Origin of the sequence: Collinsella sp. CLA-AA-H167 (genome assembly GCF_040095305.1) — a bacterium.
Classification (GTDB): Bacteria; Actinomycetota; Coriobacteriia; order Coriobacteriales; family Coriobacteriaceae; genus Collinsella.
In genome coordinates, this window is sequence record NZ_JBBNGA010000002.1 from 120,830 (window position 1) to 137,415 (window position 16,586).

Genomic DNA, 16,586 nt, shown 5'->3' on the forward strand with positions numbered 1-16,586 from the left:
CAGGCTTAAGATTAGCGCAACAGGGGCGGGGTGGGCTCCGCGCATGCTGACTTAAAGGTCGCATGCTGGGACATCGCCCGGCGCTGCCCGACCAGCAGGGACGGAGAACTCATATGACGCAGGCAATAACGGATTCCAAGCAGGCCTCCGCCGCGCTGGCGGAGCTGTTCGACACCCACGAGCGCGTGGTCTTCTTTGGCGGCGCGGGTGTTTCCACGGCGAGCGGCATCCCCGATTTCCGCAGCGTGGATGGCCTGTACCACCAGCAGTTTGCCTACCCGCCCGAGACCATGCTCTCGCATAGCTTTTATGAGGCGCATCCGGCCGAGTTCTTCGACTTCTACCGCACCAAGATGATCGCGCTTGGCGCTAAGCCCAATCGCTGCCACACCAAGCTGGCCGAGCTGGAGCGCGCCGGCAAGCTAAATGCCGTGGTGACGCAAAACATTGACGGCCTGCATCAGATGGCAGGATCGCAGCGTGTGTTCGAGCTGCACGGCTCGGTCCATCGCAACATTTGCCAGTCGTGCGGCGCGGTCTATAGTGCCGAGTGGATTTGCTCGCGCGAGCACGAGGACGCCGCGGGCGTGCCCATGTGTCCTGCGTGCGGCGGGCGCATTAAGCCCGATGTGGTGCTCTACGAGGAGCCGCTCGATGAGTGCGTGCTGACCGGCGCCGTTGCCGCCATCGCCGCGGCCGATGCCCTCATTGTGGGCGGGACCTCGCTCGTGGTGTATCCGGCGACGGGCCTTACGCGTTACTTTACCGGCGATACGCTGGCCATTTGCAATCTTGCTCCCACCGATCAGGATGCAAATGCCGACCTGCTGATTTCTTGCGACATCGCGGCTGCGTTTGCGTTTTAGCCCGCGTGCGCGGATACAATAGAAAGACTGATTGCAAAGCGACCCCGCCGCCTGCGCCCGAGCGCGGCGGCGCGGGCATTTGAGGAGGATGTTCATGGCGAACGATAGCAAGACATGGCGGTGCGGAAAGTACGAGCTCAGCTTTGACCGTCCGCGCATCATGGGCGTCCTCAACGTGACGCCCGATTCGTTTAGTGACGGCGGGGAGCACTTCGACCCGGATGCCGCCATCGAGTACGGCCTGGCGATGCTCGACGCCGGCGCCGACATCATCGACGTGGGCGGCGAGTCCACGCGCCCCGGCTTTACCCCGGTTAATCCCGACGAGGAGGCTCGCCGCGTGCTGCCCGTGGTGCGCGCGCTGGCCAAAGAGGGCGCCATCGTCTCGATCGACACGCGCCACGTGGCGGTTGCCAAGGCGGCCGTGCGCTGCGGCGCCTCGATCGTCAACGACGTGACGGGCTTCACCGACCCCAAGATGGTCGAGTTTGTCGCGACGAGCACCTGCGGCGTCATCGTGATGCACGCCGGCGAGGTCGCGGCGCCCACCCGCACGCATGCGACGGTGCAGCTCGATACCTCGGCCGCGGCGTTTGTTGCCGAGAAGGCGCGCGAAGCGGCTGCCGAGGCTGCGCGCGAGGCCGAGAAGCCTGCCCGCCGTCGCCGCGGCAAGCTGCTGGGCGAGCCCAAGACGGAGGCCAAGCTTCCGGGAGGCGTGGTGCAGCCCTCACTGCCGTTCGGCGATCCGGAGCCCGCGCCGGAGCCTACGGACGAGCAGAAGCAGGAGACGCCGGCCGCCGAAGAGACCGCCCCTGCTGCCGAGGCCGCCGCGACCCCTGAGCCCGCGCCGGAGCCCAATGACCACCTGGCTGCCATGATGCGCCGCAGCGCCCGCCGCGAGGAAGCCTACGTGCCCACCTCTCAGCTCCGCCGCTTCACCCTGCCCGATTCGGCGCCCATCATGCGCCGCGTCATGGGCTTCCTATCCGACCAGGCCCGCACGCTCATCCATGCCGGCGTGTCGCGCGACCGCATCTGCATCGATCCCGGCCCGGGCTTTGGCAAGACGGCCAACGAGGACATCGTCATCCAGCGCGAGACCGCCAAGATGGCGTCGCTGGGCTACCCGCTCATGTGTGCCGTGTCGCGCAAACGCTTTGTGGGCGCCGTCTCGGGCGTGACCGAGGCCGCCGCGCGCGATGCCGCCACGTTTGGCGTGTGCCTGGGCGCTATCCAGGCCGGTGCAAACATCGTGCGCGTGCACGACGCCACTGGCTTTGCGCAGTTCCTGAACGGTTACTGGGCTGTCGCCAAGCCGCAGCCGCGCCGTGCGTTTGTGGCCGTGGGCTCCAACCTGGGGCATCGTTGCGACAACATCCGCGCCGCACGTGACATGATCGCCGAGATTCCGCTCACCTGCGTGTCCAACTGCTCGCGCATCTACGAGAGCGAGCCGGCCTACGAGACGCGCCAGGACGCGTTTGCCAACGCCGTCATCGAGATTAAGACCGAGCTGGCGCCGTTGGTGCTGCTCGACGAGCTCATGAAGATCGAGGCCGAGCTGGGCCGCGACCGCTCCAAAAAGGCCAAGGCCAACGGTCCGCGCACCATCGACCTGGACCTGCTGTGGATGGACGGCGAGACCCACGGCGGCAAAAAGCTGCGCCTGCCGCATCCGCTGATCGGCGAGCGTGACTTTGTGCTGGTGCCGCTCGAGGACCTGATGCACGACCCGGCGCGGTTCTTCCGCTACAACGGCGTCGAGGTCAAGGAGCCCGAGGATCGCGTGGGCCATATCGTGGGCGAATTGGGGCGTATGTAGATGATTGAGATGAATGCCGTAGCTGTCGGTACCGAGCTCGACACCGCGCGCGACGCTGGTCGCGAGGGTGCGTCTGCGGGCTGGTGTGCTTGGAGCGCGGGCGAGACGTCGTTGACGTTTTCGCTGGTCGTGCGCCCGGACGTGAACATGCATGCCTTCCACGGCCTGCCGTTTGTGGCGGCGATGGGCATGATGGACGCGCTCGTGGGCACGGCGTCGACGCCGGGCCTGGGCCTTGCCGGCAAGGTGGGCATTGAGTGGCCGAGCAATATCGTGTGCGGCGCGCCCGCGTTCGAGACGTCGTTCGCGCGCGTCGCCGTCAACGGCGGTGCCGGTGCCGCGGGCATGTTCGGTGCCGTGACGGTGGATATTGAGCGTTCGGCGCTGAGCGAGCTCGGTGTAGATGTGGCCGACGAAGCGCTGGTCGAGGAGCTGGCTGCCGCCGTGCTGACCCGCGTGGACACCTGGGCGGTTGCCGCCAACACACCACAGGGCGCTGCCGGCCCGCTGGCTCCGGTGCTGGGTGAGTACTTCGATATGGTGCCGCTGCTGGGTCGTCAGGTTGCGGCGGTGTCGCCCAACGGTTTGCCGCTTGCGGTCGGTGTGTTTGCGGGCCTGGACATCTGGGGCCGCGCGACCATCAAGACCGATGCCGGCGAGCAGGAGTTTCCGCCCGAGGCCGTACGGATTCGCGGACTGTAACGCGAGGCGCCCGCGCTCAAAGATAACGATGACAACGAAGCCCTCTTCGGCCTGTGCCGGGGAGGGTTTCGCCTATCTGGTGAATGGGTTGCCAGCGCCCTATTCCTCAAAATTGAAAATTTTTCAGTTTTGAGGAATAGGCTTGGCGAACGTTTGCGGGGCTGTGACATCGGGCGTGCTCGACTTATGTCCCTGTTTTACCCCCAGCTTCTGCATGCGGCGGTAGATTTCGCAGATGCCCTTGATGGTGAGTTGGCCGTCTACCACGTCGAAGGCATCGGTCGAATCGGCGACGATGCCGGCGAGACCGCCCGTGGCGATAACAGTGGTATCCTCGCGGCCCAGCTCGCGCTTCATGCGCGCGACCAGGCCCTCGGCCATGGCGGCAGCGCCCACCACGGCGCCGACCTTAATGCACTCCTCGGTATCGCGGCCGATGGCGTGTTCGGGCGCCTCGAGCGGCACGCTGGCGAGCTTGGCGGCACGGGCGGCAAGCGCGTCCATGGAGATGCGGATGCCCGGCGCAATCGCCCCGCCAATGTAATAACCGTCCTCATCGATGACGTCGATATTGGTCGCGGTGCCAAAGTCCACCACGATTGCCGGCGCGCCGTAGAAAGTTTCGGCCGCAACGGCGTTAGCGACGCGATCGGCGCCTACGGCTTGGGGACGCGCCGCGCGCAGCTTGGTCACGGCGGCCGTCTGCGGCCCGATGACGATGGCGTCTGCGGCAATGCGGTCGGCCACGGCGTGCCACTCGCGCGAGAGCTGCGGCACCACGCCCGCAAAGGCGATCGCGTCAACCGCATCGAGCGAGAGGCCGTACATCTTAAAGAAACCCATCAGGCGCACGTGGATCTCGTCGGCGGTATAGGAGCGGTCGGTGGGCATGCGCCACGACTGCACCAGCTCGTCTCCGTCGAACAGGCCCATGGCCGTCTGCGTGTTTCCCATATCGATAGCGAGCAGCATGTCTACTCCCAGTGTTGGCATAAAAGGACGCGCACCATTGTATACGCGCCGTCGACGGCGCTCGGCCGCGATTCGTTTACGGTGATAGGGGCTGAGGGGTTTAAATATGAAGGAATTATGCTCTACGAGATTTTCCTTGCCGTTTACCGAACTCCCGCGTAATATTCTTTCTTGCGCACATGAGGCGCCCAGACATTGCGGGGTGGAGCAGTCTGGTAGCTCGCCGGGCTCATAACCCGGAGGTCGTAGGTTCAAATCCTGCCCCCGCGACCAAGAACTTGCAGCTCGTCGGCCTAGCCGGCGAGCTTTTTTGTTATTCCGGGACCGTGTTTTCGGTCCAATTCCCAACCTCTCAATCAAAGATCTCGATCTGTAACATCTAGACCCGATTTGGGCGGCTAGATGTTACAGATCGAGATGTTTCGGTAGGACGGTCTTCGTTTGTCTAAATCTGTAACACTAGGGACGGATTTTGCCGAGTTACTGTTACAGATTTAGATCTTTCGGCAGGCTAGATTGGTTTGTCTCGATCTGTAACAGTAAGGGGGCAAAAGTGGGTCCAGATGTTACAGATTGAGATGTTTGTCCGGACCGAATTTGTTTGTCTCGATCTGTACCTTCTAGGGTCGTTTATGGCCTGTAATTGTTACAGATTGGGACAAACCGACGGGCCGCCCCACCCCATCCACCTGCCGCCACCTGCTATCCGCCGATTTCCGTTGCGCCCCTGTGGCTCCATGCCATATCCTCTAGACAACTACGCGGCATCATCGCCGTCGCGCCTACAAGAGAGGAATGTCCATGACCACACCTGCCACCAAGCTCCTTCAGCCCATTACGGTTGGCCCCCTTGAGCTCAAGAACCGCATTATGTTCCCGCCGCTTACCACCGGCTACGAGGAGCGCGACGGTTCCATTGGCGAGCGCAGCCTGGCTTTTTACGAGCGCCTGGCCCGTGGCGGCGTGAGCTACATCGTCATCGGCGACGTCGCTCCCGTTATGACCGCAAGCCCCACGCCCAAGCTGGCAACCGACGCCCAGATCCCCACGTTTAAGGCGCTGGCCGATGCCGTCCACAAGCACGGTGCCAAGGTTGCGCTGCAGCTGTTCCACCCCGAGTACGACGTGCCCGGCGTCGGCCGCATGGTCATGGGCTCCATGGCCGCCGCCAAGGCCGCGCAGGAGGCCAAGGCCGCCGGCGACGAGGAGACCTTCGCCGCCAAGATGGCCGAGTCCAACGAGATCCGCAAGCAGGCCTACGCCAAGCTGCACCACGACATGCAGCACTTTGTGAACGAGGCCACCGTGGAGCAACTCACCCAGATCAAGGAGGCCATCGCCGCCTCGGCCGCCCGCGCGCAGCAGGCCGGCATCGACGCCATCGAGGTCCACGGCGACCGTTTGGTGGGTTCGCTGTGCTCGGCCATCCTCAACAAGCGTACCGACGAGTACGGTGGCTCGTTCGAGAACCGCGTTCGCTATGCGCTCGAGGTCGTCGCCGCCATTAAGGAGGCCGCGCCGCAGCTGATGGTGGAGTACAAGCTCCCCGTGATCATGGAGAACCCCGACGGCACGCCGCGCGGCAAGGGCGGTCTGCTGCCCGATGAGGCCTGCGAGTTCGCCAAGCTGCTCGAGGGCGCCGGCATCGACATGATTCAGGTGGCGCAGGCAAACCACACCGGCAACATGGGCGACACCATTCCGCCCATGGGCGCCATGCCCTACAACTGGACGCTGCCCGTGGCCGAGCGCGTCAAGGCCCTGGTCTCCGTGCCGGTGGCAACCGTCGGCCGCGTTGTCTCGGTCGAGGCGGGCGAGAAGATCCTGGAAGACGGTTCGGCCGACATCGTCGCGTACGGCCGCTCGCTCATGTGCGACCCCGACATTGCGCTCAAGGCCGCCACGGGTGAGCCCATCCGCGAGTGCCTCAACTGCAACAAGGGTTGCGTCGATGCGATCCAAAACCGCCAGTACATCTCGTGCGTGCTCAATGCCGAGAACGGCGACGAGGCGACCATCGCCATTAAGCCGGGCGAGGGCGACAAGAAGATCGCCGTGGTGGGCGGCGGTATTGCCGGCCTGGAGGCCGCGCGCGTGGCGGCCAAGCGCGGCTACGACGTGACCGTCTATGAGGCGAGCGATCATCTGGGCGGCCAGATTGTGCTGGCGGCCGCGCCTCCGCGCAAGGACGAGATCATGCGCTCGGTGGAGTATTACGAGAAGATTCTGCCCGGCCTGGGCGTAAAGGTTGAGCTCAACCATGCCGCTACGGCCGAGGACCTCAACGCCGCCGACGCCGCGATTGTGGCTGTGGGCGCGCACGACGTGGTCATCCCCGTTCCGGGCGCCGATTCGGACAAGGTCGTCTCGAGCTGGGACGTGCTGGCCGGCAAGGCGGAGCTCGCGGGCTGCGTCGCCGTTATCGGCGGCGGCCTGGTGGGCACCGAGACTGCCGAGTACCTGCTGCAGAACGGCTGCGAGGTGGCGATTGTCGAGATGCTCGACAAGATTGCCGCAGGCGAGTCCGAGACCATTCTGCCGCTGATTATGAACGACTTTGCCGCCCACAACGTTGAGCAGCATGTTAAGACCCGCCTGACCGCCATTACCGACGAGGGCGTGGAGGCCGTTCGCACCACCGAGGACGGCGCCGAGGAGCCGGTGAAGATCGCCTGCGATTACGTGGTGATGGCCGTGGGCTCCAAGGCCAACGGGTTTGACCTGGACGGCGTAACGGTGCCCGTGACCTGCGTGGGCGACTGCTCGGGCGAGCGCACCGCCGACATCGCGAGCGCCATTCGCACGGCGTATCATGCGGCCAACGAGCTGTAGCTGAACATCGCGGCCAGGCGGGACGGTAGCACGGATCCGTCTCGCCCGGCTGTGTCCCGTCGGGTGTCAACCGGTGCGGGGCCTGCAAGCGCAGCAGGCCCCGCCCTTTTTGTTTTGCTCCGGTGGATGGCAATGCGCGGTAATCATGAGGAGTAAGGACGTCTACTGCCTTGCTGATTACTCAAAATAATTGGGGGAGGGGTTAATAATCATATCCGCTATAGCAAAGGACATAAAGAGATGCCAATTTTGTTGACAAGCGAATGACGATTGGCTGCGAGTCAGCTACCAGCGTAAATAATCGATAAAGAAATGTCGTAAATTGGTGCCAAATGCCCAGATAACACCGCGTCTATTTTAATTAACTGCTTTGAGCAAACAGTAAAATGCTACTATCTAACTTGCACGTAAGAAAGCAGATTAACGGTTAAGGCTAAGAAGTGGCAGGTATGTCGGAAGCAACTAGGACTCGCACGCATGCGCCCGAGGTTAGGCAGCGCGCCGTCGAGGTCCTCCAAGAGGGGGTCGGTCATCGCGCCCTCGCCGCGGAGCTTGGCATTCCCCAGGCCACGGCTCGTCAGTGGGCCCGCGCGTATGCCGTGGGCGGTGCCGACGCCGTTCTCAACGCCGGTTCGCATCATCACACCTATTCGTACGAAGTTAAGCTCGCCGTGGTCAAGGACCGCTTGGAAAACGGCTTAACGGTTCGCGAGGCCATGATCAAGCACAAGATTCCCAGCGAGTCTTCGGTCAAGGCTTGGTGCCGCCAGTATCGCGAGAGCGGTGAGTCCGCGCTGGTTGATAAGCCGCGCGGTCGCAAGCCGCGCGTTAAAAAAGCGGAATAGCGAACGGGATGGTGCGCCCACAGGGGCGCATTTTTCTTGCCGCCCCTCTGCTCCAATGCGGGCGTGCCCTTACCCCGTACGCCTAAAACTCCCCAGTTGACCGAAAACCCGCCGCCGCTACTCCTCAATTGAGCTATAACGTTAAACAATTGCAGCGTTTTAGCATGGGGGAGTGATGGTATGACGCTACTGTATTTCCTTACCCTGTTTCCGCTGGTACCGGCGCTGGGCATGCTGCTCGCGCGCGGTGACCGCGCCCGCGATGCGGCGGGGCTCATAGGCTCCGGCATTATTATGGCGGTGACAGTTGTAGTCGCCGTCATGTTTTTTGGCACGGGTCCGCAGAGCTTTGAGGTTGCCCCCGGCACCTCGCATGTGCTCTCGATCATCAGTTCCGTTATCGACGTCATCCTGTGCGCTGTCATCCTGTACAACGCGTACAAATATAGGAACGCGCTCACCACGGTGCTCGGCATAGTCCAGCTGGTGGGCTCGCTCGCCTTTGCAGCCATGACGCTGCCCGCGGCCGAAGCCGTCACGGCAACGCCACTCTACCTGGACTACATGAGCGTGATCATGGTCCTCGCCGTCGGCATCGTTGGCAGTCTAATCTGCTTGTATGCCCTGGGCTACATGAAGGACTTCCAGGCCCATGACGAGCACGAGGCCGCGCTGCGCGGGCAGACCGCGCCCGACCGTCGCCCGCAGTTCCTGGCGCTCATGTTCCTGTTCCTCTCGGCCATGTTCGTCATCGTGACGAGCGACAACCTTGAGTGGCTGTTCTGCGGCTGGGAAATCACCACCGTGTGTTCGTTCCTTATGATTGGCTACACGCGTACGCCCGAGGCCATCAAGAACGCCTTTACCCAAATCATCCTCAACATGCTGGGCGGCATCGCGTTTTTGGCCGGACTCATGTACCTGCACGTTAACGGCATGCCGCTGACCATCTCGGGCATGATCGAGCTTTCCGGCACCGGAACCGCGCAGTCCGCGCTGCTGGTGATGCCGGTCATCCTGTTGTCGCTCGCCGCGCTCACCAAGGCCGCACAGATGCCGTTCCACACTTGGCTGTTGGGTGCCATGGTTGCACCAACTCCCACGAGCGCCCTGCTGCACTCGTCAACCATGGTCAAAGCCGGCGTGTTCCTGATGGTCAAGCTGAGCCCACTCTATGCCATCTACCCCGTGACCGGCTTTATGGTCACGAGTGTGGGTGCCATCACGTTTTTGCTCGCTGCACTCATGGCCATCTCGCAGAGCAACGCCAAACGCGTGCTCGCGTACTCCACCATTTCCAACTTGGGCCTCATCAGTGCCTGCTTGGGTGTCGGCGCGCCCGAGGCCGTATGGGCGGCCATCTTCCTGATCTTGTTCCACACGGTGGCCAAGTCGCTGCTGTTCCTGTGCGTGGGCACGGCCGAGCATCATATCGGCAGCCGCAATATCGAGGACATGGACGGCATGTTCAGCCGCATGCCGCACCTGACGCGTCTGATGATGCTGGGCATTATGGGCATGTTTGTGGCGCCGTTTGGCATGCTCGTGTCCAAGTGGGGCGCCCTGGTGGCGTTTGCGCAGACCGGCAACGTGCTCATGATCATGGTGCTTGCCTTTGGCTCGGCCGCGACGTTTTACTTCTGGGGCAAGTGGCTTGCCAAGCTTTCGGGCGTCGACCCCACGGCTCAAAACGTTGAGGTCAATGTCCATAAGACCGAATGGATGGCCCTCAACACCATCGCCGCGCTGCTGATTCTGTGCTGCGTGGCGTTTCCAGTTATCTCGAGCGGTCTGGTGTCGCCTTACTTGGCCATGGTGTTTGGCCGCGTGCCGTACGTTATTGGCAAGGACGCCATGTATCTGATGGTGGTTATCGTGGCGTTTATCGCCGTGGTGCTGCTGACTTCATTCCGCGTGAGCAATAAGCCGCACGTCAACGTATATCTTTCGGGTGTGGGAACCGACAATTACCGCCATTTCCGCGGCTCGATGGGACGCGAGGTGAAGGCCGAAAAGCGCAATTGGTACTCGGAGGACGCCCTTGGCGAGAAGCGTATTGGCCCCGCGGGTAGTGTTGTTTGCTGTGCCATCATCCTGTTTGCGCTGCTGTGCTGCGCGTGGATTGGGCCCGAGAGACTCGCCATGAGTGCGCCCTCGGTGCTGCGCGGCAAGTATTTTGAAGGCTCGGGCGTCGTGGGCATTTTTATTGGCACCGTGGCGTTTGCCTTGCTGGCGCCGCTTGCGGGCGGCTTGATCGACGGCCTTGACCGCAAGCTGTCCGCTCGCATGCAGGGCCGCGTGGGCCCGCGCCTGCTGCAGCCCTTCTACGACGTTGCCAAGCTGCTGCGCAAGGCCCCTGCCAGCGTAAACACCATGGACGATACCTATATGGCGTGCGCGCTCATCTTTACCGTCGTGGGCGGCGGCATCTTTGTGTCGGGCTCCAACACGCTGCTGTGCGCTTTTATGGTTACGCTCGCCGCGATCTTTGTGGTGCTGGCGTCCGCCTCGACGCAAAGCCCGTTTGCCCAGGTCGGTGCCGACCGCGAGTTGCTGCAGGTCATGAGCTACGAGCCCGCCGTTCTGCTGATGAGCGTGGGCCTGTACCTTGCCACCGATAGCTTTGATTCCATCGCCGTGACCGGACAGTCGGCGCCCATCATCGTGTACAGCGCGCCCATTTTCTTGGCGCTGCTTGCGGTGCTCACCATCAAGCTACGCAAGTCGCCGTTCGACCTTTCGTACTCGCATCACGCGCATCAGGAGATTGTCCAGGGCGTCGCCACCGAGATGAGCGGCGGCACGCTGGCCAAGATGACCCTTATGCACTGGTGTGAGACCGTGCTGTTTTTGATGTGGGTGGGCATGTTCTTTGTTTGGGACAACCCGGTGAGCTGGGTCGTAGCCCTGGTCGTGATGGCCGCGACGTATTTTGTCGAGGTGCTGATCGACAACACCTTCGCACGCAGCACCTGGCGCAGCTGCTTTAAGCTCGGCTGGGGCGTGGCGCTGGTGTTTGGCCTGCTCAACCTTATGCCCATCCTCGTCGACGTGTTTATTTAGGAGGCGGCATCCATGGATCATAAAATGTCGCGCTCGCCGTGGGTTATTCATTACGACGGCTCGAGCTGCAACGGATGCGATATCGAGGTGCTGGCCTCGCTCACGCCGCTGTTCGATGCGGAGCGCTTTGGCGTGGTCAACACCGGCAACCCCAAGCATGCGGATATCTTTTTGGTGACGGGGTCGGTCAATGCCCAGAACCTGCCCGTCGTGCGTCAGATTTACAACCAGATGCTCGAGCCCAAGTGCGTGGTGGCCTGCGGTATCTGCGCATGCTCGGGCGGCGTATTCCGCGATGCCTACAACGTGATCGGCGGCGTGGACCGCGCGATTCCCGTGGACGTGTACGCGCCCGGGTGCGCCATTCGCCCCGAGACGGTGATCGATGCCATCGTGGAGGCGTGCGGCATCCTGGACCAGAAGGAGACCGTGTTGCGCGCCGGTGGCGATCCGCTCACCGTGGGCGGTGCCGCTACCTGGGACGGTGGCGTTGAGCTGGGCGAGGACGGGTTTGTGGCTGCGGGGGCCGGGACTGACGGTGCCGGTGACGCGCCTGCCGGGAAGCCTGCTGCGCCCGCCGCTGGCGACGCACCTGCTGAGACGCCCGCCGCTGCAAAGGAGGCCGAGTAATGCAAAAGGCTATCTATACCACCGTCGGGATCGACAAGCTCCTGTCGCATGTCCAGGCGCTCAAGGGCGTCGGCGCGCGCTTTGTGCAAATGCATGCCGAGCGCAACGTCGACGACGGCTCGTATCGCTTGGTCTATACGTTTATCAACGTCCGTGCTGCTCAGGAGCATATTGCGCAGGACGGCAGCTATGCGATCGAGAACCTGGTGGTCGAGGGCATCGACCAGTACCAGGAGATTCCGTCCATCAGCTCGTATTACCCCGCGGTGTTCCCGTTTGAAAATGAGGTCCACGACCTGTTTGGTCTTGCCATCACCGACATGCAGATCGACTTTAAGGGCTTTTTCTACCAGGTCTCGACTGCCGAACCCATGAGCGTCATCACGCCCGAGGTGAAGGCTGCGCGCGAGAAGGCCATGAAAGTCCGCGCGGCCGCCGAGGCCAAGGCGCGCAAGGCCGCGGCCGAGAAGGCCGCCGCGGCTGCGGCTGCTGCGGGGGAGGGTGCCGCGGGTGCCGGCGATGCTGCGGGCACTGCCGCTGCTCAGCCCGCTGCTGCTGCCGGCTCCGATGCCCAGCATGACGATGCCGCTGCGAAGGCCGCGCTCAAGGCCGCCGAGATGGAGGCAAAGCTCGCCGCCATGGATCCCGAGAAAGCGGCCAAGGTCCGTGCGGCGCTTGCCGCCAAGGCCGCCCGCGACAAGCAGAAAAAGGAGGCGTAAGGTCCATGGCTCATCGCTCCGTAATTCCGTTTGGCCCGCAGCACCCGGTGCTGCCCGAGCCGCTTCATCTGGACCTGGTGATCGAGGACGACCGCGTCATCGAGGCAATTCCGCAGATCGGCTTTGTGCACCGCGGACTCGAGAAGCTCACCGAAAAGCGCGACATGCACCAGTTTGGCTACATCGCCGAGCGCATCTGCGGCATTTGCGCCGTGGGCCACAGCTACGGCTATGCCAGCGCCTGCGAGCGCATGCTCGACATCGAGGTGCCCGGCCGCGTGCAGTATATCCGCACTATTTTGCACGAGCTTTCGCGCATCCACTCGCACCTGCTGTGGCTGGGCCTGCTCGCCGATGCCTTTGGCTTCGAGGCGCTGTTCTATCGGTCGTGGACCCTGCGCGAGCAGATTCTCAAGATCTTCGAGAGCACGTGCGGTGGCCGCGTGATCCTTTCGATTAACGAGATCGGCGGCCTAAAGCACGACATTGAGGACTCCGAGCTGGCTGGCATTGTCCAGACGCTCGATGCCATGCGTCCCGACTACGAGGCCCTGGTGCATACGTTTTTGGACGACGTCAGCTGTGGCGAGCGCCTGCATGGCGTGGGCGTGATCAGCAAGAAGGACGCGCTGGATCTGTCGATGGTCGGCCCGTTTGGGCGCGCCTCGGGCGTGGACTACGACGTGCGCATGTTTAGCGACGGTGCCTATGCGGACCTGGCTGCGTTTGAGCCGGTTGTCGCCACCGATGGCGATTGCTATGCCCGCTGCCAGGTGCGCTGTGCCGAGGTCACGCAGGCCATGGACATCATTAAGGAGCTTGTGGGCAAGATTCCGCACGACGGGATCGGCGGGCGCACCAAGCTTACGCCGGCCGACGGCGCACGCGGCGAGGTTGTGATTGAGCAGCCGCGCGGCGAGGCGTATTACTATGTGCGCGGTAACGGCACCAAGAACCTGGACCGCTTCCGCGTGCGCACGCCGACGTCGCAGAACCTGGCGGGTCTGACACATGCGCTGCAGGGCGTGCTCCTTGCCAACGTGCCCATGATTATCCTGACCATCGACCCCTGCATTAGCTGCACGGAAAGGTAGGCGCGGCATGAGTTTGCTGACATTTGCCAAGACGGCCTTGGGCTCTATGGTCAAGCAGCCGGTAACGGTGTGCTATCCGCAGGAGAAGCTCGCGGCACCCGAGCGCTTGCGCGGGCATATCGTCAACGACATGGACGCGTGCATCTGCTGCGGCATGTGTGCGCGTCGCTGTCCGGCGGGCGCGCTCGCAGTCGATCGCAAGGGTGGAACGTGGTCGATCGACCCGTATGCCTGCGTGGTGTGCGGTGAGTGCATCGAGAGCTGCCCCAAGCACTGCCTGACTATGGACACCGCCCGTACTCCGGTTGCGGCGGATAAGACTCCCACGGTAGAAACCAAGCCGGAATAGCGCGAAAACGGGGCCGGTGGGGCAAAATTGCCCCACCGGCCCCGCGCGTGAACGCGCGGTTGGGCCGCCGCTAACAAAACCATGCCGGATTACGGGGCTGGATGGCGAACCTCCGACCATATAGAAAATCGCAAAAACAAAACCGCAGGTAGATAGCCTGCCGTTTTTCAAAAAATGAAGGTATGGATGAGGGTTCCGACTTTAGCCCCGTAATCCGACACAGTTTTGAAATGACACCATATCAGTACCAGCCCCTGATCCCTCGGGGACGGAGGAAAACGGACCTTTTTGGCCTCGCGAGTACCGCCGCGTGACCCGTCTGCCACGAAATGGGCCCATCTACTACGTTTAAGCCGCTACCCTCGACCACGGCAAGTAATGTGAAATGAAAACCGCAGGTAGAACGCCTGCGATTTTGCATGAAAAGCGGTTATGGGCGGGGGTATCGAGTCAAACGTAGTAGATGGGCCCATTTCGTGGCGGGCGCCGTCTGCCGATCTCCGCGGGCGGAAGGAAAAGGATCATTTTGGTCCCGCGAGGCTTGCGGAGGCACTCGTGCAGGGCCGTCGCGAACAAAACTATGTCGGTTTACTACGATGAATTCGGCATTCCCGACCATGACTGCATTTTTCTAAATATTGCAAGCGTTCTACCTGCGGTTTTGCAAGCGCGCAATTTACCATGGTCGAAGGTGGGCGATTCGTCGTAGTAAACCGGCATAGTATTGAAATAGCATTAAATCGGTAGCAGCCGTTTTGTTATGCCGGGTCGTTCGTTGGGCAACTACCCTCGCAGGTAGGCGATGGCGATCTGCGTGCGGTTGCGTAGGCCCATTTTGGCTAGGATTGAGCTGATGTGGTTGCGTACGGTGCCTTCGCCCATATAAGCCGTGGCGGCAATCTCCTTGTTGTCGAGGCCGCGGGCGATGAGCTCGGCGACTTCGAACTCGCGGTCGGTCAGGCTGGCAAAGGCTGCGGGCCGGCGGGGCGTGCCCGTCTTGTCGCCCATCCCGTCAAAGTCAACATCTTCGATCGCCTTACCCTCGAGCACGCGTTTGCCGTCCATGACTTGCGCCAACGCCGGAGGAATGACGGCGACATCGGTTTTAATCAAGTAGCCGCGGGCGCCCAGTTTGAGCGCCGACACAATGTACTCGTCATCCGAGAATGTCGTCAGAAACACCACGCGCGCCGCAGGGTCGCGCTCAAGGATCTCGCGTGCCGCCGAAAGTCCGTCGCGCCCCGGCATCTGAATGTCGAGCAGCGCGATGTCGGGCGTGTGCTCAGCGTAGAGCGCGACCGCGTCGTCGCCATTGGCGCCGGTACCCACCACCTCGATCTGCGGCTGGGCGCCTAGGATAATCTTGAGTGAATCGACTACCAAGTGGTCGTCATCGACAACTATGAGCCTCATCGGTCCTCATCTCCTTGCTGTTTGGGAACGGTGGCAAACACGCGCCAGCCGCCGGCGCCGGCGCGCGGACCGGCGGTGAAGGTGCCGCCAAGCGCCTCGATGCGCTCGCGCATGGAGACGAGCCCCATGCCCTCCGCGGCGCCACGGCCGATTGCTTGGACCCCGCCCACGCCATCGTCGGTAACGATGAGCTGGTAAAACGACGGATGCTCCATGCATCGTGCGGTGACGGTCTGGGCGCAAGCGTGGCGCATGGTGTTGGAGAGCGCCTCGCGCAGGACCGCCGCAAAGCAGTTGGCGACGTTGGCGGGCGCATGCTCGGCCAAAACTTCAAGCTCAATCTGTGGGCCGCTGTCCGAGCGTACGCCTTCAACGATGCGCTCGAGCTGCACGGAGAGGTTGGTTGCATTGTCGTTGAGCGCGTGGACGCTGGCGCGCACGAGCTGGAGCGCCTCGTCAACCGTGCGTTTGACATCGGCGAAATCGGCGGCGACGCCGGGCTCGTTGGCGTGGACCACGCGCAAGGCTTCGGTTTGGAGCGAAGCGCGCGTGAGCTGGTGGCCCACGTTATCGTGGATCTCGCGCGCGATGCGGGCGCGTTCGGCGAGCGTTGCGAGCTCGACTTCGTAGTCCTGGCGGTCGGCGAGGTCGCGGTTGCGTGCCTCGAGTACCAGGGCGCGTTCTTGCAGCTTGTCGCGGGTGCGACGCATGCGATCCTGTTCGTGCTCCAGCTGCGCGGTGCGCAGCGACAGCAACGTGGCAGCGATCGAAAGGATGGCGGTTAGCAACAGCGTTCGGGTGGTGAGCACGCCGCCACGAAGGTCCGCGACAAGCGCGCAGACAAACACGGCGCCAATCGCCAGCGCGGGCCAGATGCGTTCACGGCGCACGCGTCGCGCGATGTCATAGAAGGCAAGGGGTGCGAACGGCATAAATGGCGGCACGAAGACGGCAGCGATGATGTAAGCGTAGCTCGCGGCCTCGCTCGCGCGATGGGCGTGTTCTTCTCGTGCGACTTCCGACGCCGAGGTGGCCATAACGCCAAGGCAAAACGCCACAACCAGACGAGCGTCCACGGCAAGACCCATGGCGGCCGCAATACAGCACGCCAGCACAATCGATTTGTCGAAAAGCCTGTTCATACGGGTATTGTACGCGATGCTGCGCGCGGGGGAGGCGCCGCCCGGGGCAACCGTGACATTCCTCCCGCGCGGCAAAGCGGCGTCGATCGCTCGCGCGAGCGGGGGTTTCGCCTCTGCCCCCTCGCACTCGTGACAAA

Annotated in this window: 13 protein-coding genes and 1 tRNA gene; 11 read left to right on the forward strand and 3 right to left on the reverse strand. The window is 62.8% G+C overall.

Annotated elements, in window-relative coordinates; translation table 11 throughout:
* The first annotated feature begins 113 nt into the window (after window positions 1-113).
* The 3 genes from AAAT03_RS02675 to AAAT03_RS02685 all read left to right on the forward strand — a co-directional run bounded on the left by AAAT03_RS02675 (window position 114) and on the right by AAAT03_RS02685 (window position 3,390).
* The gene (locus tag AAAT03_RS02675; RefSeq protein ID WP_349102540.1) at window positions 114-866 is read left to right on the forward strand and encodes an NAD-dependent protein deacylase; all 753 of its coding nucleotides are present in this window, start codon (window positions 114-116) and stop codon (window positions 864-866) included.
* Between the two features lie 94 nt (window positions 867-960).
* Window positions 961-2,688 (forward strand): dihydropteroate synthase, encoded by a 1,728-nt coding sequence (gene folP, locus AAAT03_RS02680; RefSeq protein WP_117773668.1) that lies wholly within the window; start codon window positions 961-963, stop codon window positions 2,686-2,688.
* Window positions 2,689-3,390 (forward strand): hypothetical protein, encoded by a 702-nt coding sequence (locus AAAT03_RS02685; RefSeq protein WP_117773669.1) that lies wholly within the window; start codon window positions 2,689-2,691, stop codon window positions 3,388-3,390.
* 123 nt (window positions 3,391-3,513) lie between these two features.
* On the opposite strand, the gene AAAT03_RS02690 is transcribed toward AAAT03_RS02685, so the two are convergent.
* Complete coding sequence (locus AAAT03_RS02690) at window positions 3,514-4,362, reverse strand: type III pantothenate kinase (RefSeq protein ID WP_349102541.1); 849 nt, start codon at window positions 4,360-4,362, stop codon at window positions 3,514-3,516.
* 196 nt (window positions 4,363-4,558) lie between these two features.
* On the opposite strand from AAAT03_RS02690, the gene AAAT03_RS02695 reads away from it, so the two are divergent.
* The 8 genes from AAAT03_RS02695 to AAAT03_RS02730 all read left to right on the forward strand — a co-directional run bounded on the left by AAAT03_RS02695 (window position 4,559) and on the right by AAAT03_RS02730 (window position 13,894).
* Window positions 4,559-4,635, forward strand: a tRNA-Met gene (locus AAAT03_RS02695).
* A gap of 528 nt (window positions 4,636-5,163) precedes the next feature.
* On the forward strand, window positions 5,164-7,194 hold the full coding sequence (bilR, locus tag AAAT03_RS02700; RefSeq protein ID WP_349102542.1) for a bilirubin reductase, long form: 2,031 nt from the start codon (window positions 5,164-5,166) through the stop codon (window positions 7,192-7,194).
* 449 nt (window positions 7,195-7,643) lie between these two features.
* A complete protein-coding gene (locus AAAT03_RS02705) occupies window positions 7,644-8,039 on the forward strand; it encodes a helix-turn-helix domain-containing protein (RefSeq protein ID WP_117564058.1) in 396 nt (131 codons plus the stop codon).
* Between the two features lie 180 nt (window positions 8,040-8,219).
* Complete coding sequence (locus AAAT03_RS02710; protein ID WP_253056984.1) at window positions 8,220-11,102, forward strand: proton-conducting transporter membrane subunit; 2,883 nt, start codon at window positions 8,220-8,222, stop codon at window positions 11,100-11,102.
* A gap of 12 nt (window positions 11,103-11,114) precedes the next feature.
* Entirely contained in the window at window positions 11,115-11,732 is a 618-nt protein-coding gene (gene nuoB / locus AAAT03_RS02715) for an NADH-quinone oxidoreductase subunit NuoB (protein WP_117630032.1), read from the forward strand.
* Window positions 11,732-12,451, forward strand: coding sequence for an NADH-quinone oxidoreductase subunit C (locus AAAT03_RS02720; protein WP_253056982.1), 720 nt, complete (start codon window positions 11,732-11,734; stop codon window positions 12,449-12,451). The genes nuoB and AAAT03_RS02720 overlap by 1 nt, the downstream gene beginning before the upstream one ends.
* A 5-nt stretch (window positions 12,452-12,456) precedes the next feature.
* Complete coding sequence (locus tag AAAT03_RS02725; protein ID WP_117630031.1) at window positions 12,457-13,545, forward strand: nickel-dependent hydrogenase large subunit; 1,089 nt, start codon at window positions 12,457-12,459, stop codon at window positions 13,543-13,545.
* Window positions 13,546-13,552: 7 nt separating this feature from the next.
* Window positions 13,553-13,894 carry a 4Fe-4S dicluster domain-containing protein gene (locus tag AAAT03_RS02730; protein WP_117630030.1) on the forward strand — a complete coding sequence of 114 codons (342 nt, stop codon included), beginning with the start codon at window positions 13,553-13,555 and terminating at the stop codon, window positions 13,892-13,894.
* Between the two features lie 783 nt (window positions 13,895-14,677).
* Here AAAT03_RS02730 and AAAT03_RS02735 read toward each other — a convergent pair.
* Together AAAT03_RS02735 and AAAT03_RS02740 are read right to left on the reverse strand one after the other, a co-directional pair.
* Window positions 14,678-15,307, reverse strand: a complete 630-nt coding sequence (locus AAAT03_RS02735) for a response regulator transcription factor (RefSeq protein ID WP_253056980.1) — start codon at window positions 15,305-15,307, stop codon at window positions 14,678-14,680.
* Window positions 15,304-16,449 carry a histidine kinase gene (locus AAAT03_RS02740; RefSeq protein ID WP_158571013.1) on the reverse strand — a complete coding sequence of 382 codons (1,146 nt, stop codon included), beginning with the start codon at window positions 16,447-16,449 and terminating at the stop codon, window positions 15,304-15,306. Before AAAT03_RS02740 ends, AAAT03_RS02735 begins: the two co-directional genes overlap by 4 nt.
* Window positions 16,450-16,586: the final 137 nt, after the last annotated feature.